The following is a 22,280-nucleotide window of genomic DNA, read 5'->3' as shown; positions in this document are numbered from 1 at the left end:
ACAACGATTTCCCAAGTCCTCCCATGCTCGACATCCAGTTGCTGCGCAAAGACCTCGACGGCGTCGCCAAGCGCCTCGCCGATCGCGGCTACATCCTCGACGTCGCCGCGTTCTCCGCGCTCGAAGCGGAACGCCGCGCGATCCAGACCCACACCGAAGAGCTCCAGGCGCGCCGCAACAGCCTGTCGAAGCAGATCGGCGCGATGAAGGGCAAGGGCGAGGACACGTCGGCCGTGATGGCCGAGGTCGGCGGGATCGGCGACGAAATGAAGGCGTCGGAAGCCAAGCTCGGCGAGATCCAGGCGCGCCTGTCCGACCTGATGCTCGGCATGCCGAACGTCGCGCACGAAAGCGTGCCGGTCGGCAAGGACGAAGCCGACAACGTCGAGGTGCGTCGCTGGGGCACGCCGCGCCAGTTCGACTTCGAGGTGAAGGATCACGTCGACGTCGGCACGCCGCTCGGCCTCGATTTCGAGACGGGCGCGAAGCTCGCCGGTGCGCGCTTCACGATGCTGCGCGGCCCGATCGCGCGCCTGCACCGCGCACTCGCGCAGTTCATGATCGACACGCACACGCAGCAGCACGGCTATACCGAAACGTACACGCCGTACATCGTGAACCCGGAGATCCTATACGGCACGGGCCAATTGCCGAAGTTCGCGGACGACATGTTCCGCGTCGAGAAGGGCGGCGAGGAGAACAAGGTCACGCAGTACCTGATCTCCACGTCCGAGATCTCGCTGACGAACACCGTGCGCGAGTCGATCGTCGACGCGTCCGCGCTGCCGATCAAGCTCACCGCGCATTCGCCGTGCTTCCGTTCGGAAGCCGGTTCGTACGGCCGCGACACGCGCGGGATGATCCGTCAGCACCAGTTCGACAAGGTCGAGATGGTGCAGGTCGTCGCGCCGGAAACGTCGTACGCGGCGCTCGACGAGATGGTCGGCCACGCGGAAGCGATCCTGCAGAAGCTCGGCCTCCCGTACCGCGTGATCACGCTGTGCACGGGCGACATGGGTTTCTCGGCCGCGAAGACGTTCGACCTCGAAGTGTGGCTGCCCGCGCAGAATACCTATCGCGAGATCTCGAGCTGCTCGAACACCGAGGCGTTCCAGGCGCGCCGGATGCAGGCGCGCTTCCGCAATGCGCAGGGCAAGCCGGAGCTCGTGCATACGCTGAACGGTTCGGGCCTGGCGGTCGGCCGTACGCTCGTCGCGGTGCTGGAGAATTACCAGAACGCGGACGGCTCGGTCACGGTGCCGGAAGTGCTGCGTCCGTACATGGGCGGCATGGAGCGGATCGACGCGCCGGTGCAGGCGTCGTAACGCGGGCCTGCCGAAGCCCTCGCAAAAAAAATTGCAGAAAGGGCTTGTCAGCCGCGAAGCGATCGTCTTATAATCTTTTTCTCGCGGAAACGACCAACCGCGAAATGCAGTAAGGAAGGAGAGGTGGCAGAGTGGTCGAATGTACCTGACTCGAAATCAGGCGTACGGTTTCCCCGTACCGTGGGTTCGAATCCCACCCTCTCCGCCAAAATACGAAGCCCCTTGATCCGGAAGGATCAAGGGGTTTTTCGTTTTGGGTCGCCGCTACGATGTGTCGATTGCCGCCGATGCAGTGACGGCCGGCGACCGGCGCATCGGCTCGTGCCGAGACGGCGGCCCACTGCGCGCACGATCGTGCCGCATCTTCGATCCAGCCTCGTTGCATGACGAACACCATCGTCGCGCGACGAACCGACTATCGGAAGTCCTCACGGTTATTGCGTTGCCGACTGCGGTCGTCGCACTCGTGCACTTTCGCCGCGCTCGTCGGGTACGCGACGGCCACGCCGCAGGCAGCGCGTGTTCCATCGGGCAAGACGGCATGGTTGCCGCACCGTGTGCGTGCAAAGACCGCGGATGCCGCGCCCCGATCGTTTCAATCGGTGCGCGACAGCTTCTATCGACCCAGCCGTCGCCGACCCATCACGCCGCCGCCGGATACTGCGCCAGCACCTTGTCGCGGATCGACGGCTTGATGTTCGATTGCGCCATGTCGCCGCGATAGTGCGCGACGACGCGCGGGTTCATCACGCGGTACCAGAGCGGCGGCACGTACGCGAACAGGATCATCGTCGCGTAGCCGGCCGGCAATTGCGGCGCATCGTCGAAGTGGCGCAGCGCCTGGTAGGAGCGCGTCGGATTTGCGTGATGGTCGGCGTGTCGCTGCAACTGGTACAGGAACAGGTTCGTGACGACGTGATTGCTGTTCCACGAGTGCTGCGGCGTGCAGCGTTCGTAGCGGCCGTTCGGCAGCTTGCGACGGCCGAGCCCGTAGTGCTCGACGTAGTTGACCACTTCGAGCAGCGACGCGCCGTAGACGGCCTGGATCACCAGGAACGGAATCACGACCTTGCCGGCCATCGCGATCGCGATACCCCACACGACGGCGGTCATCGCCCATGCGTGCAGCACCTCGTTGCGCCAGGTCCACGGCGAATGCCCGAGCCGTTCGAGGCGGGCCTTTTCGAGCCGCCACGCCGAACGGATGCTGCCGCTCACCGTGCGCGGCAGGAATGCCCAGAACGACTCGCCGTAGCGCGCGCTGGCCGGATCCTCGGCGGTCGCGACGCGCACGTGATGGCCGCGATTGTGCTCGACGTAGAAGTGCCCGTACGCGACCGGCGCGAGCGTGATCTTCGCGAGCCAGCGCTCGAAGCGGTCGGTCTTGTGCCCGAGTTCGTGCGCGGTATTGATCGAGATGCCCGTCGCGGCGCCGAGCGACAGCGCGAAGCCGACGTAGTCGTACCACGCGAGCGTGTGCGTGCCGACGATCCACACGCACATGAAGAACGCGACGTATTCGACGACGGTCGCGAGATAGACGATGTACCGGTAATAGCGTTCGCGTTCGAGCTGCGGCACGACGGCCTCGGGCGGATTGTCGCGATCGTCGCCGATCAGCGTGTCGAGGATCGGGATCACGCCGAACGCGAACAGCGGACCGAACCACCAGAACACGTGAAGGCCCGTCGACAGCGCGAGCTGCGCGGCGAGGATCGGCAGCGTGATCGTCAGCGCGCCGAGCAGCCACAGGTAACGCTTGCCATCCGACCAGCCCGAAGCCGATGCGTTGGTCATTGCCATTGTCTCCCTCCAGTCGGCCGGCCCGCGGGCGGCCGCATCAAGATTGTTCGAATCCTCGTGGTCCGCGACGCGCGCGGCAGCCCGGATCGTCGTCCGGTTCTGCCTGTTATACGACCGGCGCGCGCGCTTGCCAAACCCCCGCGCTAGGCGCAGCGCTCCAAACGACGGGGCGTGCGCAATGCGCGCGGCCAAGCGTCGGCGCGCGCCGATTGAAACGGGCAGGCGGGGAGAATGGGCTGGCCGGGGGCGAGACGTTTGTCAGATGAATGGCGCGGCGTGCGGCGCGGGCATGCCGGTGTGACGGGGTTGCAACAAATGTTGCATTGCAATAAATCGACCGGCGAAGTATTGGCGGAGCGCGTTTTCCGTTTGCTGATATTACGCAGCATTACGGTCGCAGCGGGGCAATGCAACGCGGCCCGGACCCGGCCCGAACCCGGCTGGCCGCGCATCGCAACGACAACGACGCGAAGCGCCGGACGACGAGTGCCCGCCGACCGTTCGACCGCCCGCGTCAAGGCACCGATGCTGCACCCGCACACCGACCGGTGCGAGTCGTCGCCGATGACATCTGCCGCCTTTCGATCCGCGCCGCCATTTGAAAATTACGATTTGACTCATGCCCCGCTTTCGGTTGAAGCTAATAGCTTGCTGTCCGAAGGGGGCTGTGCCTGCATGAGTTCGACCTTGACCGTTCGTCGTATCGCTGCCGATCAGGGCGGTGTGTATCGCGAACTCCGCGCTGCATCGCTGCGTGAGCCCTACGCGCCCGGCGAAGCGCCGGAGGCCGAATTGCTGACCGTCGATACGGACGCGGCGTCGGCGATTGCCGCGCAGCGCGCCGTCTCCGACGAGTCGACGACTTTCCTGCTGTACACCGAGGGCCATCCGGCCGGCATGATCGGCGCGTATTTCGACAACACGCCCGATCGGCGTGCGTTCGTCAGCGAACTGTGGGTCGCGCATGCGGTGCGTCACCTGCGCGGCGGCGTGCTGCTGCTGGAGACGGCCACCGCGTGGCTCGCCGAGCGCGGCGCCACCGACGTCTACGCATGGATCGCCGATGCGAACCGCAACGCGATCCGCTTCTACGAGCGTGCGGGTTTCGGCAACACCGGCGAACATGCGCCGATCGCGCGGATGCCCGGTGCGATGAAGTCGCTGTTCGTGTCGCAGGTGAAGCACTGACGCGCTTCTCGAAGCGCGAGCCGCGCGGCCCGATGAACCGCCCGATCGCCTGCCGGCCTGCCCGCCTGCCGGTTGCGCGTCCGCCCGGTCGCCGCAACCCCGAGTCCCAAAAATAATGGCCGCACGCGTGGACGCCTGTAAAATACGCAAAAAATTTTTGCAGAGTGTCCATGTCGCTTAAAAAATCGCCATTCTTCGAGCTGCGCAGCGGATCGGTCGATACGTTGCTGTTCACCGTGAAGACGACCGATCTGGATGCGTTGCGCGCCGAGCTGGTCAAGCGCTTCGAAGCGACTCCCGAGTTTTTCGCCGACGATGTCGTCGCGATCGACGTCCGCCGCCTGGCCGACGGCGAACGCGTCGCGCTCGCGGACATCCGCCAGATGCTGAACGACGTGCGGATGCGTCCGGTGGGCGTCGTCGCGCTGGCAACGCAGGGCTGGGCGGGGGAAGCCGGCCTGCCGTTGCTCGAGGCGCGCGATCGTCGCGCGCCGGCCGCGAAACCGGCCGACGAAGCGGAACCGGCGGCTGTGCCAGCCGTCGAGACCGCCGCCGCTGCGGCAGCCGCAGCGGCGCCCGAACAGTCGTCGGAACCCGAGCCGGTGCCCGTGCAGGCCGGCGGCCAGACGCTGGTGATCGACCGGCCGTTGCGTTCGGGGCAGCAGATTTACGCGAAAGGAGACCTCGTGGTGCTCGCGCCGGTCAGTCACGGCGCGGAAATCATCGCGGAAGGCAACATCCACATCTACGCGCCGTTGCGCGGCCGCGCGCTCGCGGGCGTGCACGGCAACCACGACGCGCGCATTTTCTGCACGTGTCTCGAACCGGAACTGATTTCGATCGCGGGTATCTATCGAACGACCGAGAACCCGCTGCCCGCCGACGTACTGGGCAAATCGGTACAGATCCGGCTCGAAGAGGAAAAACTGATGATCGAACCGCTGCGCCTGACGTGATTCACGCGGTGCGCTCCGGATCGATCGGCTCTCATTGACGAACACAGGGTATTGGGTAAATGGCAAAAATCATCGTGGTGACCTCGGGCAAGGGCGGCGTGGGCAAGACGACGACGAGCGCGAGCTTCGCGTCGGGCCTCGCGCTGCGCGGCCACAAGACGGCCGTGATCGACTTCGACGTCGGCCTGCGCAACCTCGATCTCATCATGGGCTGCGAGCGTCGCGTCGTGTATGACCTCGTGAACGTGATCCAGGGCGAAGCGAACCTGAACCAGGCGCTGATCAAGGACAAGAAGTGCGAGAACCTGTTCATCCTGCCGGCGTCGCAGACGCGCGACAAGGATGCGCTGACGCGCGACGGCGTCGAGAAGGTGCTGAACGATCTCGTCGTGATGGACTTCGAGTACATCGTCTGCGATTCGCCGGCCGGTATCGAAGCCGGCGCGCTGCACGCGATGTACTTCGCGGATGAAGCGCTGATCGTGACGAACCCGGAAGTGTCGTCGGTGCGCGACTCGGATCGCATTCTCGGCATCCTGTCGTCGAAGACGAAACGCGCGACCGAAGGCAAGGAACCGATCAAGGAGCACCTGCTGATCACGCGCTACAGCCCGAAGCGCGTGAGCGAAGGCGAGATGCTGTCGCTCGAGGACATCAGCGAGATCCTGCGCATCAAGCTGATCGGCGTGGTGCCCGAGTCGGAAGCCGTGCTGCACGCGTCGAACCAGGGTCTGCCGGCCGTGCATATCGACGGCACCGACGTCGCGGAAGCGTACAAGGACGTCGTCGCCCGTTTTCTCGGCGAGGACAAGCCGCTGCGCTTCACCGATTACCAGAAGCCGGGCCTGCTGCAGCGCCTCTTCGGCAGCAAGTAACGGAGGCCGCCCATGTCCATCCTTTCGTTTCTCCTCGGCGAGAAGAAGAAGTCCGCATCGGTCGCGAAGGAGCGCCTGCAGCTCATCATCGCGCACGAGCGGGTCGGCGGCCGGCCGCCGGCCGATTACCTGCCGGCGCTGCAGAAGGAGCTCGTCGCGGTCATCTCGAAGTACGTCCATATTTCGGACGATGACATCCGCGTGAGCCTCGAGCGCCAGGACGACCTCGAAGTCCTCGAAGTGAAGATCGAGATTCCGCAAGCCTGACGCTTGCGCGTGTCCCTCCGCACGGCGGCACCCGCCGCCGTGCGCGTCTTACGCCCTGTTGCACTTTCGGGCACGCCGTAACACGGCGCCTGTCGGCCGACATCGACCCTTCCGCATTGAACGAATACGCTCGCGTGTCTTGTTCAACCAGGAGGTTGTGATGGCTGTCTCTACCGTTTCACGTCGTATCGTTTCGCTCGCCCTGTTCGCCGCGGGCCTGTCAGCCGTCGTCGCGCCGTTTGCCGCGCATGCGGACGAGATTCTCGTCGGCACGCCCGTGATCGCGCCGCAGGGGCGCATGGTCATCGCGGAGCCGGTCGCCGTGCCCACCGGGGAAATCGTCGTCGTCGCGCCGAATGCGCCGCCGCCCGTGCGCGACGAGGTCGTACCGCCCACGCGCGTGGGCTACGTGTGGGAGCGCGGGCACTGGCACTGGGACCATGGCCGCTACGTATGGATCGGCGGCCATTGGGAAACCGAGCGCGTCGGCATGCAATGGGTGCCGGGGCATTGGGACCAGCGCGGCCCGAACTGGTTCTGGACGCGTGGCCACTGGGCTTGATGGAGACGCGCGATGAAAAGAACCGCAATCGCCATCGCGCTCGTCGCGATCACGCTGGCCGGGTGCATCGTCGTGCCGGCGCGGCCGGTCTACTACCGGCCGGCGCCTGTCGTGATCTATTGAGCGTCGCGCGGGCCGTGTTGCGAGGGAGCGTTCGAGTCGGTCGCCGGCGGCCCGGCATCATGCGATGCCGACGCATGCGCGGCACTGTCGGCCGCTGCGGCGGCCGGCTCGTCGTTGCCTGCGTCGCGCAGCGTGTCGAGCGGATCGGCGGGGGCCGCGTTTGCATCCTGGGGTTCGGTCACGTCCGTCACGTTGCTTGCGGCGGCGGCCGCGGTTGCCGCGGCCGGTGCGACGGGCGGCGCGAGGTAGCGCTGCGCGAGCGTTTCGTAGAGCGGCGGCGCGAAAAAGCGCGATATCCGGCTCGATACCAGTGCGGTCGCCATCAGCGAAATTACCAGCGCGTGACCGTTGATCATTTCCATCACGATCACGAACGACGTGATCGGCGACTGCGTGACGGCGGCAAGATAGCCGACCATCGCGAGCGCGATCAGCATCGGCAGGCTCAGGTGGCTGAACACGGCATGCAGCAGGTTGCCGAAGCCGGCGCCGATCGACAGCGACGGCGCGAAGATCCCGCCCGGGATGCCCGGCAGGTACGACGCGACCATCGACACCATCTTCAGGAACGGATAGAACACCGACAACTGCTGGCTGCCGTCGAGCAGGCCGCGCGCCTCGGCATAGCCGCTGCCGAACGTCGTGCCGCCGGAGACGAGGCCCACGACGGCGATCGCGAAGCCGCATAGCGCGGCGAACGCGATCGGCCGCTCCCGATACAGGCCCAGCAGTCGGGCGGGCAGCCAGCGTCCGGTGTTGAGCAGCAGCCAGCAGAAGAGGCCGCCCGCGATGCCCGTCACGATCGCGGTGACCAGCACCGCGACCGCCAGCAGCTTCGGGAAATGGAGGCCGGCGTCGATCGTGCCGAAATACGTGTAGTTGCCGTTCAGTCCGAGCGCGACGACGCCCGCGAGGATGATCGCGGTGATCAGCACGCCGCTGGCGCGCGCGGAGAAGCTGCGGGTCAGCTCCTCGATCGCGAACACGATGCCGGCGAGCGGCGTATTGAAGGCGGCCGACAGCCCGGCCGCCGCGCCGGCCAGCACCAGCTGGCGTTCGATCTGCGCGTTCGAGCGCGGGTAGAAGCGCCGCAGGTTGAACATCAGCGCGGCGCCGACCTGCACGGTCGGCCCTTCGCGACCGATCGTGAAGCCGCCGAGGATGCCGAGGAACGAGATCAGCACCTTGCCGAACAGGATGCGCAGCGTCAGCAGCCGCGCGCCGAATGCGCCGGGGCGCGCATGCAGCGTCGCGATCACCTGCGGGATGCCGCTGCCCTCGGCGCCGCGGAAGAAGCGGCGCGTGATCCACGCCGACATCGCGGCGATCGCGGGCGTCAGCACCAGCGGCAGCCATACGGCGTGATCGCGCATCGTGCGGAAAGTCTCGTAGCCCCAATCGATCAATCGGGCGTACAGTACGGCCGCGAGGCCGACGACGATCGCGCCGAGCCAGAAAACACCGTATTGGCGCCAGATTCGCAGCGAGCGTCGGGTGAGGGCGGGGAACAGCGCGGGAAGGGCGGGGCGCGGCATTGAATCGGGCCGGAGGGCAAAGAATGAATTATAAAAAGAACCGGATGCCGGCGGGGGCGACAAATCCCCGGTGAGCGACGAAAATACATGGAAGAGATGCAATTTGTTGCAAATGTAATGTTCGCGTAATGTCTGCGGATAGCAACCGTCGTTAGCATGCCGAAGTGGCCAGTCGAGAGTCCCCGCAAATCGTGAAACGCATCCTTATCGTGAAAGTGACGTCGCTCGGCGACGTCGTCCAGACGCTGCCCGTCGTCGCCGACCTGCATCGCGCTTTCCCCGGCGTGACGGTCGACTGGGCCGTGGACGAATCGTGCGCGGAGGTCGTGCGCTGGCATCCGGGCGTGAGCACCGTCCTGTGCGCGCCGCTGCGACGCTTCAAGAAACTGCGCAATGCCGGCGACCTGAAGGCGATCTCGGCGTCGATCGGCGCGTTGCGTGCGCACCGCTACGACGCGGTCATCGATCTGCACGGCGTCTACAAGAGCGCGATCATTTCGTCGCTTGCGCGTGCCGCGCGCCGTGTCGGCTACCAGACGCAGGATCTCGGCGAAACGGGGGCGCGCTTCGCGTATTCGCACCGTTTCGGTCCGCGGCCGAACTGCGATGCATGGCACGGGATGCGCGTGAGTGCCGGCGAAGCGCTCGGCTACGTGCCCGAAGGGGCTGCCACGTACGGCATCGTCGCGCCGCAGGATGCGAACCTGCCCGCTGCCGTGACGGACGCCGGGCCGTTCATGCTGCTGTTCCACGCGACCTCCAACCCCGACAAGAAGTGGCCGGCCGAACACTGGGCCGCGCTGGCCGCGGAGATGATGGCGCGCGGCGTGCGCGTGCTGCTGCCGTGGGGATCCGCGGCCGAGCACGACGACGCGCGGGATATCGCCGCGCGTGCGCCGGGCGCGATCGTGTTACCGGCGATGACGGTGCGTGAGCTGGGTGCGGCGCTTGGCCGGGCCGCGCTCGTGGTGGGCGTCGATACCGGGTTCGTGCACATGGCGCACGCGCTGCAGCGGCCGACCGTGATGATTTTCGTTGCGACTTCGCGCCACCATTGCGGCATCGGCGGTGCGCCGAATGCGCTGTCGATCGGCGAGCCGGGCGCGATGCCGACCGTCGGCGAGGCGCTGGATGCGATCGATGCGGTCTGCCCGGCTTACGGCGCGGTGCGTGCGCGGCTGTCCGCCTGACGCGGTGTGGCGGCCGCGATTACGCGAGCAACGCCTCGACCGTGACGACGGCGGCGATGGCCGCCAGATTCGCCAGCAGCGCCTCGAACACGAGGCCGCGCCAGGTTGTCGGCCGGAACCGCAGCGCGAGCATTAGCGCGCCGCCCAGTGCGAGCGCGAGGATCAGGACGAGGTCGGCATTGGCGAGACGGACGTTCATGGCGGCGGCTCCTGTCGGGGCGGGATCCCCGGGCGCGACGACGCGCCCAGGAACGAGTATAGAGTGCGTCCGGCGCCGCACAACCCGGGTCGCCCCGGAGGGTCAGACGAGCGATGCGTCGCGCGTTTCGCGCATCAGCAGCACGCCGATCAGGCTGATCGCCGCCGCGACCGACACGTAGCCGCCGACCCACGACAGCCCGCCGCGCGCGGCGAGCAATTGCGCGATATACGGCGCGATCGACGCGCCGAGGATCCCGCCGAGGTTGTACGCGACGCCCGCGCCCGTATAGCGGACGTTGGTCGGGAACAACTCCGGCAGCAGCGCGCCCATCGGTGCGAACGTCACCCCCATCAGGAACAGCTCGATCGTCAGGAACAGCGCGACGAGCGCCATCGAGCCGCTGCCGAGCAGCGGTTCCATCGCGAACCCCGACAGCAGGGCGGCGATCGCGCCGACGACCAGCACCGGCTTGCGGCCGAAGCGGTCCGACGCCCAGGCGGACAGCGGTGTCGCGAGCCCCATGAAGACGACCGCGAAACACAGCAGGCCGAGGAAGCTCTGGCGCGGAATGTGCAGCGCCGACACGCCGTACGACAGCGAGAACACCGTCGAGATGTAGAACAGCGTGTAGCAGACGACCATCGCGAGCGCGCCGAGCAGCGTCGGCCGCCAGTGCTGCGTGACGAGTGTCGCGACCGGCACGCGCACGCGCTCGTTGCGGTCGAGTGCTGCCTGGAACGCCGGCGTTTCGGCGATCTTGAGCCGCACGTACAGGCCGAGCGCGACGAGCACCGCGCTGACGAGGAACGGGATGCGCCAGCCCCAGCTGCGGAACTGCTCGTCCGACAGCGACAGCGCGAGCGCGAAGAACAGGCCGTTCGACATCAGGAAGCCGACCGACGGCCCCAGTTGCGGGAACATCCCGAACCAGCCGCGCTTGCCCTGCGGCGCATGCTCGGTCGCGAGCAGTGCCGCGCCGCCCCATTCGCCGCCGAGGCCGATCCCCTGGCCGAAGCGCAGCACGCACAGCAGCACCGGCGCGAGCGCGCCGATCGTGTCGTAGCCGGGCACGAAGCCGATCGCGGTGGTGGACACGCCCATCACGAGCAGCGATGCGACGAGCGTCGACTTGCGGCCGATGCGGTCGCCGAAGTGCCCGAACAGGAACGAGCCGATCGGGCGCGCGATGAACGCGATGCCGAACGTGACGAACGCGGACAGCGCTTGCGCCGTCGCGGAGCCGTGCGGGAAGAACACGGGGCCGATGACGAGCGCGGCGGCCGTCGCGTACACATAGAAATCGTAGAACTCGATCGCGGTGCCGATGAAGCTCGCGAACACGATGCGCCGGTGGCTGACGGCGCCGGCCGAACCGGTTGCGTGTGCAACGGCCGGGGGGGATGCGGACATGGGTGTCTCCGTTTTGTCGTTGGGGTGCTCGGCTGCGCGTGCGCTCGGGCAGGCGACTGCCTGCCGGGAGCAGCCGGGCAAATGCGTGATGCGGATGACGCGGTGGCGGCGTGGACACGCGCCGTGGCGCGGACGTCACCCGCCGGTCGACGATGGAGACGGGTACGTCGCCGCCGCCCGGTGCCGGCGTGGTCGGCTCGCTTGCCGGGGTGGGGCCCGCGAACGCGCGCGCGGCGTGATGGCCGCGCGAGTGCGGAAAATTATAGCGAGCGCCGCCGCTCACCGGCAATCCGGCCGCGGCGGCGCGTCAGTCGATCGACTGCGCCTGCGCGGAGGCGGTGCTTTGCAACTGGAAGTGGCCGTCGTCGTTGAAGAGCCAGCCTTCCATCAGCTCGAGCCGGCCGTTGCCGTCGAGCAGCCGCGACGGCGGCGCGGGCAGCGGAGCCGAACGGCGCAACGACGCGAGCGCGAGCGCCTCCGCTTCGCTGTCGCCGTTGCTGCGATAGACGGATGCGTTGACGACGCGGCCGCTGCCATCGACGGTGAACGCCACGACGACGAGCGAACGCAGCATGGCCTGCGGAGCGCCGTGCAGCATGCTGGACGGATTGCGTTCGGCGACCCGATGGGCGACCTCGACGCGATACTGGTCGAGGCTGCCGCCGCGGGTGACCGACGGGATCGTCAGGACCGAGCGTAGCGACGAAGGCGGCGTGATCGTGCACGCGGCAAGCAGCGCGACGACGGCCAGCGCGGCAACACGCAGCCGGGCGATGCGCGGACGGAGAAGGGGGCGCATAAGGTAATGGCCGGAAGGGACGATAAAAAAATGATAGGCGCGCCGACGCGAGACGATATGGGGAGAAACGCATAGCGCGCTGGATCGATCGCGGCGATCGCTGATGACGGCGGCCGGGCGCGGCGTCGGACAACGTGCATCGTGCGTCGCCATGTGACGCGACATGTGACGCGACATGTGACGGCGTGCGCGGCGGACGCGCGTGTGGCTTGAGCGCGGAAAGCCACGGCACGCGGCGATCGCCCGGCCGCGCGCGGCGATCTGCCGATGCGACGACCTCGACCCGCGTTCCGGGCAATCGCCCGCGACGCGCGTCGGCCGGCTCAGAAGCCGTGCGTGACGAGCGACAGGACCGACAGGTCGGGGTGCGTACCGTCGATGATGCTCTTGCCGATGTGCACGGCTTCGTGGATCGCCTCGTCGATGCTCGCGAAGCTTTCCTCGCCGTCCGCGTGGAACGGCACCGCATGGCCGGGCAGCGCGGGATTCACGCCGGGATGGCACACGTAGCCGGTGTAGGTATAGCGCGTGTCGCTGCCGGGCAGCGCGGCCGGCACGACATGGATCTCGAAGCCTTCGTAATCGACGTGTTCCGTCGCGGTCGACAGGTCGGTCATGGCGATCTCCGTGTGTCGCACGCAGGGGTGGCGCGTGCGGCATCGAATACATCGAACACGCGGCGGCGTTCGTGTCGCCGTGTTGAACGAATTCTAGGCGATGGCGGAGCGGGGCGGGAGGCGTGCGTCCGGGCGCGCGAGCCTCGTCGATCGGCGCCGACGATCCGGCGCCGATTTCATGATCGAGCGACCGACAGGGGGATCATCGTATCTTTCGTGTGCGGCGCGAACGCACGTTCCGTCTCGACTGACGGCCGGGTCGCGCCGCGATTTCGTTACTTGCAGCGCGCGTCCTTGCGTTGCACGACGACGATCACCGGATACTTCTGGCCATGGTCGAGTTCCACGCGCGCGACGACGGTCAGCGTCGCCGGATCGGAATCGTCGTACACACTGACCTGTTCGTTGCGCAGGTAGGTCACGCCGGTGCAGTTCGACGTGCGTCCGTCGTCCGCCACCTTGCACTGAAGCTCGTTGTCCTTCAGGTAGTTGTACGGCGACGGGCTCGCGAGATATTCGCTGAGGCTGCGCGGCGAACCGCCGACGCCGGTGACGGACGCGATCGCGCACGACGCCTGCGCGTCGCTGCCGGAGGCGGTGTCGGCCGCCGCATGCGTGCTGACGGCGGCCAGCACGGCGACGAGCGACGAGACGAGGAAGGGCTTCATGACGTGGATTTCCCGTTTCGCGAATCGGAGCGCGGGATTGTAACGGCATCCGGCGCGACGCGTCGGCGCGTATGGGGCACACGCGCGGCACACGCGTGCGGACAAACAAAAACCCCGTCATTCTGCGAATGGACGGGGTTCGGCGAACTTCCTGGCGGAAGCGGTGAGATTCGAACTCACGGACAGTTTCCCGTCGCTGGTTTTCAAGACCAGTGCCTTAAACCGCTCGGCCACGCTTCCACACGAGGCGGCATTGTAACCGAAATGCCGCCTCGTTCATGCGTTCAGTCGTCGCGCAGGAACAATTCCTGCAGATCGTTGAGAAAACGCTGGCCGAGCGGCGTCGGCGCGATTCGGGTGAAATCGCGCGTGATCAGTCCGCGTCGCTCCGCTTCCTTGAGCGCCGGTTCGATCGTGCGCATCGGCAGGCCCGTGCGTTCGGCGAAGCTGTGCACGGGGAAGCCCTCGACGAGCCGCAGCGTGTTCAGCATGAATTCGAACGGCAGGTCGCGCGCGCCAACTTCGCGCTCTTCCTGCACGGCCGCACCGGCCTTCGCCTGCTCGATGAAGGTCGCCGGATGCTTGTAGCGCGCCTGCCGCAGGATCCGGTTCGGGAACGACAGCTTCGTATGGGCGCCCGCGCCGATGCCGAGATAGTCGCCGAAGCGCCAGTAGTTCAGGTTGTGCTTGCACTGATGATTCGGCTTCGCATACGCGGACACTTCGTAGCGCCCGTAGCCGGCTTCGGCCGTGCGCGCATGGATCCATTCCTGCATGTCGGCCGACGCGTCGTCGTCGGGGACGACGGGCGGGAACTTCGCGAACAGCGTGTTCGGCTCGAGCGTCAGGTGATACAGCGACAGGTGCGGCGGCGCGAACGACAGCGCGGTCTCGATGTCGGTGCGGCATTCGTCGAGCGTCTGGTTCGGCAGCGCGAACATCAGGTCGAGGTTGAAATTGTCGAAGTTCTTCGCGGCGATCTCGACGGCCGCGCGTGCCTGCGCGGTGTCGTGAATCCGGCCGAGCGCCTTCAGGTGCGCTTCGTTGAAGCTCTGGATGCCGACCGACAGGCGGTTCACGCCGCTCGCGCGAAACTGCGCGAACTTCGCGGCCTCGAACGTGCCCGGATTCGCTTCGAGCGTGATCTCGGCATCGGCGTCGAGCGGCAGGAGCGCGCGCACGTCGGACAGCATCCGGTCGAGACCGGCGGCCGACAGCAGGCTCGGCGTGCCGCCGCCGATGAACACGGTATGCACCTGCCGACCCCACACGAGCGGCAGCGCCTGTTCGAGATCGGCACGCAGCGCATCGAGATACTCGGTTTCGGGGAACCGTTCGCCCTTCCATTCGTGCGAATTGAAGTCGCAGTACGGGCACTTGCGCACGCACCACGGAAAATGCACGTACAGCGCGAGCGGCGGCAGCGACGTGAGCCGCACCTGCCCGGGCGACGTGAACGTCGCGACGACGCGTGCGCCGGTTTCCGCGGCCTGGCTCATGCGGCCTCCGGCTGCAAATGCGGGACGAAAGCGATCATGCGGGCTCCTCCGCGAGCCGCGCGAGCAACGCCTTCAGCGCCAGCGCGCGATGGCTGTGCGTATTCTTCACGGCCGGCTCCAGTTCGGCGGCCGTCGCGCCGAGCGACGGCAGGTAGAAATACGGGTCGTAGCCGAATCCGTGTTCGCCGCGCGGCGTATCGACGATCTCGCCGGCCCAGCGCCCTTCCGCGAACAGCGGTTCCGGATCCTGCGCATGGCGCACGAGCGCGAGCACGCAGCAGTAGTAGGCGCGCCGGTCGTCGACGCCGCGCAACTGTTCGACGAGATACGCATTGTTCGCCGCGTCGCCCTTGTCGCGGCCCGCGCGCTGCGCGTAGCGCGCCGAATAGACGCCCGGCGCACCGCGCAGCACGCGCACGCATAGGCCCGAATCGTCGGCGATCGCCGGCAGCCCGGTGAGCCGCGACGCGTGGCGCGCCTTGGTCAGCGCGTTCTCGATGAACGTGCCGAACGGCTCTTCCGCCTCGGGCACCGCGAGCTCGCCCTGCGGGACGATCTCGATGCCCACCGTCGAGAACAGCGCGGTGAATTCGCGCAGCTTGCCGGGGTTGTTCGATGCGAGCACGATGCGCGACAGCGGCGCGAGGGTGCGGTCGTCAGACATGGCTCACGCCCAGCACGGCTTTCTGCAACTGCACCAGCTCGGCGATCCCGCCCTGCGCGAGGTCGAGCAGCGCGTTCATCTCGGCGCGCGAGAACGGCACGCCTTCGGCGGTGCCCTGGACTTCGACGAAGCCGCCCGCGCCCGTCATCACGACGTTCATGTCGGTGTCGCAGCGCGAATCTTCCGCGTAGTCGAGGTCGAGCACGGGCGCGCCTTCGTACACGCCGACCGAGATCGCGGCGACGTGGTCGGTGATCGGCGAGCGCGCGAGCTTGCCGGCCGCGATCAGCATCGACACGGCGTCGTGCGCGGCGACGAACGCGCCGGTGATGCTGGCCGTGCGCGTGCCGCCATCGGCCTGGATCACGTCGCAGTCGAGGTGGATCGTGCGCGGGCCGAGCGCCTCGAGATCGAACACCGCGCGCAGCGCGCGGCCGATCAGGCGCTGAATTTCCTGCGTGCGGCCCGTCTGCTTGCCGCGCGCGGCTTCGCGGTCGCTGCGCGTATGGGTCGCGCGCGGCAGCATCCCGTATTCGGCGGTCAGCCAGCCTTGCCCGCGCTCGCGCAGGAACTCGGGCACGCGCTCGGCGACGCTCGCGGTGCAGAGCACCTTGGTGTCGCCGAATTCGACCAGCACGGAGCCTTCGGCGTGTTTCGTGTAGTGGCGCGTGAGGGCGACCTTGCGCAGTTCGTCGGCGCGGCGGCCGCTCGGGCGGGAAACGGAGGACGTCATGGGGAAATCGCGGAAGGAGAGGAAACCCCGATTTTAGCGCCGAACGGCGGGCGTGCCCGGCAGGGTGGTCCGCAAAAATGGGATAATGCGCGCTTCCCGCCCCGCGCTTTACGATGCGCCGGGCGCCTCGAACTATCCCCTGCCCGCGAGGGCACCAGACGGCGAGACGAACCATGATCTACAGCATGACGGGCTACGCGAGCGCGACGCGCGAACTCGCGACGGCCGCCGGCAACGGCGGCACCAGCGTGTCGGTCGAACTGCGCACCGTGAACTCGCGTTTCCTCGATCTCAATTTCCGGATGCCGGACGACGTGCGCGCGTGCGAACCCGCGCTGCGCGAAATGCTGATGAACAAGCTGTCGCGCGGCAAGGTCGACGTGCGCATCAACCTGCAGCGCGGCGAGCAGAGCATCGGGGCGGGCGCGCTGAACCAGTCGGCGCTCGGCCAGCTTGCCGAGCTCGAACGCGCGGTGCTCGATTCGTTCCCGGGCGTCGGCCGCCTGCGCGCGGGCGAGATCCTGCGCTGGCCCGGCGTGCTCGCCGAGAGCGGCGTGTCGGCGGACGCGATCCGCGACGCGGTGCTCGCGTGCGGCAAGGAAGCGATCGGCGAGCTCGTCGTCGTGCGTTCGCGCGAGGGCGCGCAACTGGCGACGATGCTGCTGTCGAACGTCACCGAGATGGAGGCGATCGTCGCGCGCATCACGCCGCTCGTGCCGGAGCTGATCGCGAAGCACCAGCAGAAGATCGTCGAGCGGCTGCAGGAAGCGCTCGGCCTCGCGGCGCCCGAAGGCGGCTCGACGGTCGTCACGCGCGAGGAAGCCGCGGAGCGCATCCGTCAGGAAGTGACGATGTACGGGATCCGGATCGACATCGCGGAAGAGCTGTCGCGGCTCACCGCGCACCTGAACGAAACGCGTCACGTGATCGAGAAGGGCGGCCGCGTCGGCAAGCGTCTCGACTTCATGATGCAGGAACTGAATCGCGAAGCGAACACGCTCGGCTCGAAGGCGGCGGCGAAGGAACTCGCCGACGCGTCGATGGCGCTCAAGCTGCTGATCGAGCAGATGCGCGAGCAAGTGCAAAACCTGGAGTAACAGCAACATGACCGAATCCACCCGCGACGGCCACGCGTCGCATTCGCTGCACGGCGGCGTCTATCCCGGCAACCTGTTCATGGTCGTCGCGCCGTCGGGCGCCGGCAAGTCGACGCTCGTGAATGCGCTGCTGTCGAAGGACCGCGACATCTGCCTGTCGATTTCGTACACGACGCGCAAGCCGCGCCCGGGCGAGCAGGACGGCCAGCACTACCACTTCACGACCGTCGAGGATTTCCGCGCGCGTCACGCGGCGCACGAATTCCTCGAGAGCGCGGAAGTGCACGGCAACTACTACGGCACGTCGCGCGTCTGGATCGAGGAGCAGATGAAGAACGGCCACGACGTGCTGCTCGAAATCGACTGGCAGGGTGCGCTGCAGGTGAAGAAGCAGTTCCGCAACGCGGTCGGCATCTTCATCCTGCCGCCGTCGCTCGATGCGCTGGAAGAGCGCCTGAAAAAGCGCGGCCAGGACGAGCCGAACGTGATCACGCGACGTCTGCTGGCCGCCGGCAGCGAGATCGCGCACGCGTCGGAAGCGGAATACGTGGTGATCAACGAGAATTTCGAGCGCGCACTCGCGGAACTCGAATGCATCGTTGCTGCGACGCGCCTGCGTTTTGCTTCGCAGTACGCGCGACACACGGAGCTGTTCATCGACCTCGGCGTTCATCTGCCCCACGCGGAATGACGCGGGGCACGAGGGACATAAGGTAGAATAAGGACTATATTCAGAAGGAATTACCAACATGGCTCGCATTACCGTCGAAGACTGCCTGAAGCAAATCCCGAACCGCTTCGAATTGGCGCTCGCCGCCACCTATCGCGCGCGGCAGCTCGCGCAAGGCCATACGCCGAAAATCGAAAGCCGCGACAAGCCGACCGTCGTCGCGCTGCGCGAGATCGCTGCCGGCCAGGTCGGCGTCGAGATGCTGAAGAAGGTGCCGGTGTAACGCGCATCCGGCCCGTTCCAGCCATGTAGTCCACGCGCGCAACGACTCGACCTGGAGGCGAATATGAGCACCACCCCATCGTCCGCCTCCGCGGATTCGACCACCGAAGCCACGGCCCAGACGCCTGCGCGCCAGTACATCGACGCGGTCCTCGAACAGTCCTTCCGGCATCTGTTCGGGCCGACCGCCACACCGGAGCAGCCGCGCAAGCACGGCGTCGTTTCGATCGCGAAACTGACGGCCGCGCTTGCCGAGTATCTCGGCCCGGACGAAATCAAAGAGGTCAAGGCGGCGTTCCACTTCAGCGACGAAGCCCACCTCGGTCAATATCGCCAGAGCGGCGAACCCTACATCACCCATCCCGTCGCCGTCGCGGAAATCTGCGCCGGCTGGAAGCTCGACGCGCAGGCCGTGATGGCCGCGTTGCTGCACGACGTGATGGAAGACCAGGGTGTGACCAAGAACGAGCTGGCCGAGCGGTTCGGCCCGAAGGTCGCCGAGCTGGTCGACGGCCTGTCGAAGCTCGACAAGATGGAATTCCGCAGCCGCGAGGAAGCGCAGGCGGAAAATTTCCGCAAGATGCTGCTCGCGATGGCGCGCGACGTGCGCGTCATCCTCGTCAAGCTCGCCGATCGCCTGCACAACATGCGCACGCTCGGCGCGGTGCCGATGGAAAAGCGCCGCCGCGTCGCGCGCGAAACGCTCGACATCTACGCGCCGATCGCGCACCGGCTCGGGTTGAACAACACGTATCGCGAGCTGCAGGACATGAGCTTCGCGAATTTCAACCCGCATCGCTACGCGACGCTCGAGAAGGCCGTGAAGGCCGCGCGCGGCAATCGCCGCGAAGTGATCAGCAAGATCCTCGAGGCCGCGCAGCGCGCGATGGCCGACGCGAAGATCGACGCCGAGATCACCGGCCGCGAGAAGACCATCTACAGCGTCTATCGCAAGATGCGCGACAAGCAGTTGTCGTTCTCGCAGGTGCTCGACGTGTACGGCTTCCGCGTCGTCGTCGACAGCCCGCTCGACTGCTACACGTGCATCGGTGCGCTGCACGCGCTGTACAAGCCCGTGCCCGGCAAGTTCAAGGACTACATCGCGATTCCGAAGATCAACGGCTATCAGTCGCTGCATACGACGCTCGTCGGCCCGTTCGGCGCGCCGATCGAGTTCCAGGTGCGTACGCGCAAGATGCACGAGATCGCCGAGGCGGGGGTCGCCGCGCACTGGCTGTACAAGAACGGCAGCGCGGATCTCAGCGACGTGCAGAAGCGGGCGCACCAGTGGCTGAAGTCGCTGCTCGACATCCAGAGCGAAGCCGGCGATTCGAGCGAATTCCTCGAGCACGTGAAGATCGACCTGTTCCCCGACGCGGTCTACGTGTTCACGCCGAAGTCGAAGATCATGGCGCTGCCGCGCGGCGCGACGGCGCTCGATTTCGCGTATTCGATCCACAGCGATCTCGGCAACCAGTGTGTGGCTGTGAAGATCAACAACGAGCTGCTGCCGCTGCGCACCGAGCTGAAGAGCGGCGACATCGTCGAGGTGATCACCGCGCCGTATTCGAAGCCGAACCCGGCATGGCTCGGCTTCGTGCGTACCGGCAAGGCGCGCTCGGCGATCCGCCACTACCTGAAGACGATGCGCCTGAACGAGTCCGTGCAGCTGGGCGAGCGGCTCGTCGACCAGAGCCTGAAGGGCTATGGCCTCGCGCTGGCCGACGTCGAGCCGGAAGTGTGGGAGAAGCTCGTGCAGTGGACGGGCAACAAGAGCCGTCAGGAAATCTTCGCGGACATCGGCCTCGGCCGTCGCGTCGCCGCGGTGATGGCCAAGCGCATCGAGGTGCTGATGAGCGGCCGCGATGCGGACGACGATCTGCCGAAGTCCGAGCGGCATCCCGCGCATCATGCGCCGCCGGTCGTGATTACCGGCACCGAAGGGATGTCCGTGCAGTTGTCCGCGTGCTGCCGGCCGATCCCGGGCGACGCGATCATGGGTTACATCGGCATCGGTCTGGGCATGGCGATTCATACGACGGATTGCCGTGTCGCGCAGCGCATCCATCGCCGCGATCCGGGCCGCTGGATCGACGTCGAATGGGCGCCGCAGCCGGGCCGCCTGTTCGATGTCGCGGTGAAGGCGCTCGTGAAGAACACGAAGGGCATCTTCGCGCGCGTCGCGGCGGACATCACGTCGGCCGACGCGAACATCGTCCATATCGCGATGGACGAGGATCTGACGCACGAATCGACGGTATTGCGCTTCGTGATCCAGGTCAGCGACCGCGTGCATCTCGCGAACGTGATGCGGCGCGTGAGAACCAATCCGGACGTGATGCGGATCATGCGCGAGCGCTCGACCGACGACGGTGCGCATGCGCGCCATGACGGCGGCATGCGTATCGAGCGCGAGCGGCAGGATTACTGACGCTGCCGCGCGCCCTTCGCGGGGTGAATTCGGTGATCGACGGACGGCGGCCAATGGCCGCCGTTTTCATTGAGGCGGCCGCGGGTGCGCGCGACGTTGCCGGCGCTTTGCCGAAGGCGTCCGGGCGATAGTGAGCGAGGAGAGGCGGGCGCAAAAAGAAAAAGGGCTTTCCCGGAGGAAAGCCCTTTTAAGGTGGCGCGGCTGGCAGGATTCGAACCCACGACCCCTTGGTTCGTAGCCAAGTACTCTATCCAACTGAGCTACAGCCGCACGCAAAACGGTACTGCTTCAACTGTCGGAACCTTCTGCGATGGGAAGGCTCCCAAAAAAGTGGCGCGGCTGGCAGGATTCGAACCCACGACCCCTTGGTTCGTAGCCAAGTACTCTATCCAACTGAGCTACAGCCGCACGCAACAACACACTTCTACTGCTTCGAACTGAAAGGGCCTTCGGTTCGGAAGGCCCTCGAAAAGGTGGCGCGGCTGGCAGGATTCGAACCCACGACCCCTTGGTTCGTAGCCAAGTACTCTATCCAACTGAGCTACAGCCGCACGCAGAAGCGGAAGTATAGCAGAGTCGTATAAAAAGGGAAGCCTTATTCGCGAATTAGGTGCATGAGCTTGGCCGACCGCCCTTCGTGTACCCTTGGGGGATCAGTCATCCACGTTGAATCTGCATCATGAACAAGGCGTTTGTCAAAGAGTCGGACGGTGACGACGACGATCTCGACCCGACTCAGCCCGCGATTCCGGCGGGCGCGAAGAACTACATCACGCCGGCCGGCCACAAGCGGCTGAGGGACGAGCTGCTGAACCTGATCGACGTCGAGCGTCCGGAGGTCGTGCGGCTCGTGTCGTGGGCCGCGTCGAACGGCGACCGGTCGGAAAACGGCGACTACATCTACGGCAAGCGGCGGCTTCGCGAGATCGATCGCCGCATCCGCTTCCTGACGAAGCGGCTCGACCTCGCCGAAGTCGTCGACGCGAGCCGGCAGGAGAGCGTCGACCAGGTGTTCTTCGGCGCGACGGTCGATTACGAGACGCCGGACGGCGAGGCGCACACGGTGACGATCGTCGGGATCGACGAGGTCGACCTCGATCGCGGCTGCGTCAGCTGGATTTCGCCGGTCGCGCGCGCCCTGATCAAGGCGAGGATCGGGGATACCGTCACGCTGATGACGCCGGCCGGCCCGCAGCCGATCGACATACTCGACGTCCGGTATCCGGCGCGAGGCGACACCTGAGCGTCGTCGGTGCGCGCGGCAAAGAAAAAGCGCCCCATCGGGGCTAATGCCGTTCAGTTAAGAACTGAACGGCATTTTTGTTTTTAGGGTTGGAGTTGTAAACAAAGCGGCAAGCTGTTAACTTGGTCAGCGATGCTGAAC

Annotated in this window: 22 protein-coding genes and 5 tRNA genes; 13 read left to right on the top strand and 14 right to left on the bottom strand. The window is 66.5% G+C overall.

Annotation, left to right across the window (positions count from 1 at the left end; translation table 11 throughout):
• The first annotated feature begins 23 nt into the window (after nt 1-23).
• Both serS and HWX62_RS26380 read left to right on the top strand, forming a co-directional pair.
• Complete coding sequence (gene serS, locus HWX62_RS26385) at nt 24-1,325, top strand: serine--tRNA ligase (protein WP_175930127.1); 1,302 nt, start codon at nt 24-26, stop codon at nt 1,323-1,325.
• Between the two features lie 117 nt (nt 1,326-1,442).
• Nucleotides 1,443-1,533: transfer RNA gene (locus tag HWX62_RS26380), tRNA-Ser, on the top strand.
• 434 nt (nt 1,534-1,967) lie between these two features.
• Here HWX62_RS26380 and HWX62_RS26375 read toward each other — a convergent pair.
• Entirely contained in the window at nt 1,968-3,128 is a 1,161-nt protein-coding gene (locus HWX62_RS26375) for an alkane 1-monooxygenase (protein WP_175930128.1), read from the bottom strand.
• A 564-nt stretch (nt 3,129-3,692) separates the two neighbouring features.
• Here HWX62_RS26375 and HWX62_RS26365 point away from each other — a divergent pair.
• The 5 genes from HWX62_RS26365 (at nt 3,693) to HWX62_RS26345 (ending at nt 6,976) form a co-directional block, all read left to right on the top strand.
• Entirely contained in the window at nt 3,693-4,316 is a 624-nt protein-coding gene (locus HWX62_RS26365) for a GNAT family N-acetyltransferase (RefSeq protein WP_244136105.1), read from the top strand.
• 170 nt (nt 4,317-4,486) lie between these two features.
• A complete protein-coding gene (minC, locus tag HWX62_RS26360) occupies nt 4,487-5,272 on the top strand; it encodes a septum site-determining protein MinC (RefSeq protein WP_175930130.1) in 786 nt (261 codons plus the stop codon).
• Nucleotides 5,273-5,331: 59 nt separating this feature from the next.
• On the top strand, nt 5,332-6,147 hold the full coding sequence (gene minD / locus HWX62_RS26355) for a septum site-determining protein MinD (protein WP_175930131.1): 816 nt from the start codon (nt 5,332-5,334) through the stop codon (nt 6,145-6,147).
• 12 nt (nt 6,148-6,159) lie between these two features.
• Nucleotides 6,160-6,414, top strand: a complete 255-nt coding sequence (minE, locus tag HWX62_RS26350) for a cell division topological specificity factor MinE (RefSeq protein WP_006476634.1) — start codon at nt 6,160-6,162, stop codon at nt 6,412-6,414.
• 160 nt (nt 6,415-6,574) lie between these two features.
• Complete coding sequence (locus HWX62_RS26345) at nt 6,575-6,976, top strand: YXWGXW repeat-containing protein (protein WP_175930132.1); 402 nt, start codon at nt 6,575-6,577, stop codon at nt 6,974-6,976.
• A 116-nt stretch (nt 6,977-7,092) separates the two neighbouring features.
• Here the strand turns inward: HWX62_RS26345 and HWX62_RS26340 are convergent, their stop codons facing one another.
• A complete protein-coding gene (locus tag HWX62_RS26340; RefSeq protein ID WP_175930133.1) occupies nt 7,093-8,634 on the bottom strand; it encodes a chloride channel protein in 1,542 nt (513 codons plus the stop codon).
• Between the two features lie 191 nt (nt 8,635-8,825).
• On the opposite strand from HWX62_RS26340, the gene waaC reads away from it, so the two are divergent.
• On the top strand, nt 8,826-9,824 hold the full coding sequence (gene waaC / locus HWX62_RS26335) for a lipopolysaccharide heptosyltransferase I (protein ID WP_175930134.1): 999 nt from the start codon (nt 8,826-8,828) through the stop codon (nt 9,822-9,824).
• 19 nt (nt 9,825-9,843) lie between these two features.
• On the opposite strand, the gene HWX62_RS26330 is transcribed toward waaC, so the two are convergent.
• From HWX62_RS26330 to rph, 9 genes are all read right to left on the bottom strand, one after another.
• Nucleotides 9,844-10,023: a hypothetical protein gene (locus HWX62_RS26330; protein ID WP_175930135.1), complete on the bottom strand. Its 180-nt coding sequence runs from the start codon at nt 10,021-10,023 to the stop codon at nt 9,844-9,846.
• 102 nt (nt 10,024-10,125) lie between these two features.
• The gene (locus HWX62_RS26325; RefSeq protein WP_175930136.1) at nt 10,126-11,436 is read right to left on the bottom strand and encodes an MFS transporter; all 1,311 of its coding nucleotides are present in this window, start codon (nt 11,434-11,436) and stop codon (nt 10,126-10,128) included.
• Between the two features lie 307 nt (nt 11,437-11,743).
• Nucleotides 11,744-12,235 (bottom strand): energy transducer TonB, encoded by a 492-nt coding sequence (locus HWX62_RS26320; RefSeq protein WP_175930178.1) that lies wholly within the window; start codon nt 12,233-12,235, stop codon nt 11,744-11,746.
• 323 nt (nt 12,236-12,558) lie between these two features.
• On the bottom strand, nt 12,559-12,852 hold the full coding sequence (locus tag HWX62_RS26315) for a hypothetical protein (RefSeq protein WP_175930137.1): 294 nt from the start codon (nt 12,850-12,852) through the stop codon (nt 12,559-12,561).
• Between the two features lie 275 nt (nt 12,853-13,127).
• On the bottom strand, nt 13,128-13,520 hold the full coding sequence (locus tag HWX62_RS26310) for a hypothetical protein (protein WP_175930138.1): 393 nt from the start codon (nt 13,518-13,520) through the stop codon (nt 13,128-13,130).
• A gap of 152 nt (nt 13,521-13,672) precedes the next feature.
• Nucleotides 13,673-13,760: transfer RNA gene (locus tag HWX62_RS26305), tRNA-Ser, on the bottom strand.
• A 44-nt stretch (nt 13,761-13,804) separates the two neighbouring features.
• Nucleotides 13,805-15,019, bottom strand: coding sequence for a radical SAM family heme chaperone HemW (hemW, locus tag HWX62_RS26300; RefSeq protein ID WP_175930139.1), 1,215 nt, complete (start codon nt 15,017-15,019; stop codon nt 13,805-13,807).
• Nucleotides 15,020-15,053: 34 nt separating this feature from the next.
• Nucleotides 15,054-15,683, bottom strand: a complete 630-nt coding sequence (rdgB, locus tag HWX62_RS26295; RefSeq protein WP_175930140.1) for an RdgB/HAM1 family non-canonical purine NTP pyrophosphatase — start codon at nt 15,681-15,683, stop codon at nt 15,054-15,056.
• Complete coding sequence (gene rph, locus HWX62_RS26290) at nt 15,676-16,416, bottom strand: ribonuclease PH (protein WP_175930141.1); 741 nt, start codon at nt 16,414-16,416, stop codon at nt 15,676-15,678. Before rph ends, rdgB begins: the two co-directional genes overlap by 8 nt.
• Before the next feature lie 173 nt (nt 16,417-16,589).
• Between rph and HWX62_RS26285 the strand changes: the two genes are divergently transcribed.
• The 4 genes from HWX62_RS26285 to HWX62_RS26270 all read left to right on the top strand — a co-directional run bounded on the left by HWX62_RS26285 (nt 16,590) and on the right by HWX62_RS26270 (nt 20,896).
• On the top strand, nt 16,590-17,513 hold the full coding sequence (locus tag HWX62_RS26285) for a YicC/YloC family endoribonuclease (protein WP_175930142.1): 924 nt from the start codon (nt 16,590-16,592) through the stop codon (nt 17,511-17,513).
• A gap of 7 nt (nt 17,514-17,520) precedes the next feature.
• The gene (gmk, locus tag HWX62_RS26280) at nt 17,521-18,204 is read left to right on the top strand and encodes a guanylate kinase (protein ID WP_175930143.1); all 684 of its coding nucleotides are present in this window, start codon (nt 17,521-17,523) and stop codon (nt 18,202-18,204) included.
• A 58-nt stretch (nt 18,205-18,262) separates the two neighbouring features.
• Nucleotides 18,263-18,466 carry a DNA-directed RNA polymerase subunit omega gene (gene rpoZ, locus HWX62_RS26275; protein WP_006025620.1) on the top strand — a complete coding sequence of 68 codons (204 nt, stop codon included), beginning with the start codon at nt 18,263-18,265 and terminating at the stop codon, nt 18,464-18,466.
• A 63-nt stretch (nt 18,467-18,529) separates the two neighbouring features.
• A complete protein-coding gene (locus HWX62_RS26270; RefSeq protein WP_175985262.1) occupies nt 18,530-20,896 on the top strand; it encodes a bifunctional (p)ppGpp synthetase/guanosine-3',5'-bis(diphosphate) 3'-pyrophosphohydrolase in 2,367 nt (788 codons plus the stop codon).
• Between the two features lie 193 nt (nt 20,897-21,089).
• Here HWX62_RS26270 and HWX62_RS26265 read toward each other — a convergent pair.
• From HWX62_RS26265 to HWX62_RS26255, 3 genes are all read right to left on the bottom strand, one after another.
• A tRNA-Arg gene (locus HWX62_RS26265) sits at nt 21,090-21,166 on the bottom strand.
• A gap of 61 nt (nt 21,167-21,227) precedes the next feature.
• A tRNA-Arg gene (locus HWX62_RS26260) sits at nt 21,228-21,304 on the bottom strand.
• Nucleotides 21,305-21,370: 66 nt separating this feature from the next.
• Nucleotides 21,371-21,447: transfer RNA gene (locus HWX62_RS26255), tRNA-Arg, on the bottom strand.
• A gap of 128 nt (nt 21,448-21,575) precedes the next feature.
• On the opposite strand from HWX62_RS26255, the gene greB reads away from it, so the two are divergent.
• Nucleotides 21,576-22,139: a transcription elongation factor GreB gene (gene greB / locus HWX62_RS26250; protein ID WP_175930145.1), complete on the top strand. Its 564-nt coding sequence runs from the start codon at nt 21,576-21,578 to the stop codon at nt 22,137-22,139.
• Nucleotides 22,140-22,280: the final 141 nt, after the last annotated feature.

This window comes from Burkholderia sp. BCC0506 (assembly GCF_902833145.1).
Taxonomy (GTDB): Bacteria; Pseudomonadota; Gammaproteobacteria; order Burkholderiales; family Burkholderiaceae; genus Burkholderia.
The sequence above is the reverse complement of the archived record's forward strand: the minus strand, read 5'-3'. Positions and strand labels throughout refer to the sequence as shown.

Excerpts from the sequence above, each read along its gene's own strand:
- rdgB (WP_175930140.1), bottom strand. The coding sequence starts at position 15,683 with ATGTCTGACGACCGCACCCTCGCGCCGCTGTCGCGCATCGTGCTCGCA.
- serS (WP_175930127.1), top strand. The coding sequence starts at position 24 with ATGCTCGACATCCAGTTGCTGCGCAAAGACCTCGACGGCGTCGCCAAG.
- HWX62_RS26285 (WP_175930142.1), top strand. The coding sequence starts at position 16,590 with ATGATCTACAGCATGACGGGCTACGCGAGCGCGACGCGCGAACTCGCG.
- rph (WP_175930141.1), bottom strand. The coding sequence starts at position 16,416 with ATGACGTCCTCCGTTTCCCGCCCGAGCGGCCGCCGCGCCGACGAACTG.
- HWX62_RS26320 (WP_175930178.1), bottom strand. The coding sequence starts at position 12,235 with ATGCGCCCCCTTCTCCGTCCGCGCATCGCCCGGCTGCGTGTTGCCGCG.
- hemW (WP_175930139.1), bottom strand. The coding sequence starts at position 15,019 with ATGAGCCAGGCCGCGGAAACCGGCGCACGCGTCGTCGCGACGTTCACG.
- HWX62_RS26330 (WP_175930135.1), bottom strand. The coding sequence starts at position 10,023 with ATGAACGTCCGTCTCGCCAATGCCGACCTCGTCCTGATCCTCGCGCTC.
- gmk (WP_175930143.1), top strand. The coding sequence starts at position 17,521 with ATGACCGAATCCACCCGCGACGGCCACGCGTCGCATTCGCTGCACGGC.
- minD (WP_175930131.1), top strand. The coding sequence starts at position 5,332 with ATGGCAAAAATCATCGTGGTGACCTCGGGCAAGGGCGGCGTGGGCAAG.
- HWX62_RS26325 (WP_175930136.1), bottom strand. The coding sequence starts at position 11,436 with ATGTCCGCATCCCCCCCGGCCGTTGCACACGCAACCGGTTCGGCCGGC.
- HWX62_RS26315 (WP_175930137.1), bottom strand. The coding sequence starts at position 12,852 with ATGACCGACCTGTCGACCGCGACGGAACACGTCGATTACGAAGGCTTC.
- HWX62_RS26310 (WP_175930138.1), bottom strand. The coding sequence starts at position 13,520 with ATGAAGCCCTTCCTCGTCTCGTCGCTCGTCGCCGTGCTGGCCGCCGTC.
- rpoZ (WP_006025620.1), top strand. The coding sequence starts at position 18,263 with ATGGCTCGCATTACCGTCGAAGACTGCCTGAAGCAAATCCCGAACCGC.
- HWX62_RS26270 (WP_175985262.1), top strand. The coding sequence starts at position 18,530 with ATGAGCACCACCCCATCGTCCGCCTCCGCGGATTCGACCACCGAAGCC.
- HWX62_RS26345 (WP_175930132.1), top strand. The coding sequence starts at position 6,575 with ATGGCTGTCTCTACCGTTTCACGTCGTATCGTTTCGCTCGCCCTGTTC.
- greB (WP_175930145.1), top strand. The coding sequence starts at position 21,576 with ATGAACAAGGCGTTTGTCAAAGAGTCGGACGGTGACGACGACGATCTC.
- minC (WP_175930130.1), top strand. The coding sequence starts at position 4,487 with ATGTCGCTTAAAAAATCGCCATTCTTCGAGCTGCGCAGCGGATCGGTC.
- minE (WP_006476634.1), top strand. The coding sequence starts at position 6,160 with ATGTCCATCCTTTCGTTTCTCCTCGGCGAGAAGAAGAAGTCCGCATCG.
- HWX62_RS26375 (WP_175930128.1), bottom strand. The coding sequence starts at position 3,128 with ATGGCAATGACCAACGCATCGGCTTCGGGCTGGTCGGATGGCAAGCGT.
- HWX62_RS26340 (WP_175930133.1), bottom strand. The coding sequence starts at position 8,634 with ATGCCGCGCCCCGCCCTTCCCGCGCTGTTCCCCGCCCTCACCCGACGC.
- HWX62_RS26365 (WP_244136105.1), top strand. The coding sequence starts at position 3,693 with ATGACATCTGCCGCCTTTCGATCCGCGCCGCCATTTGAAAATTACGAT.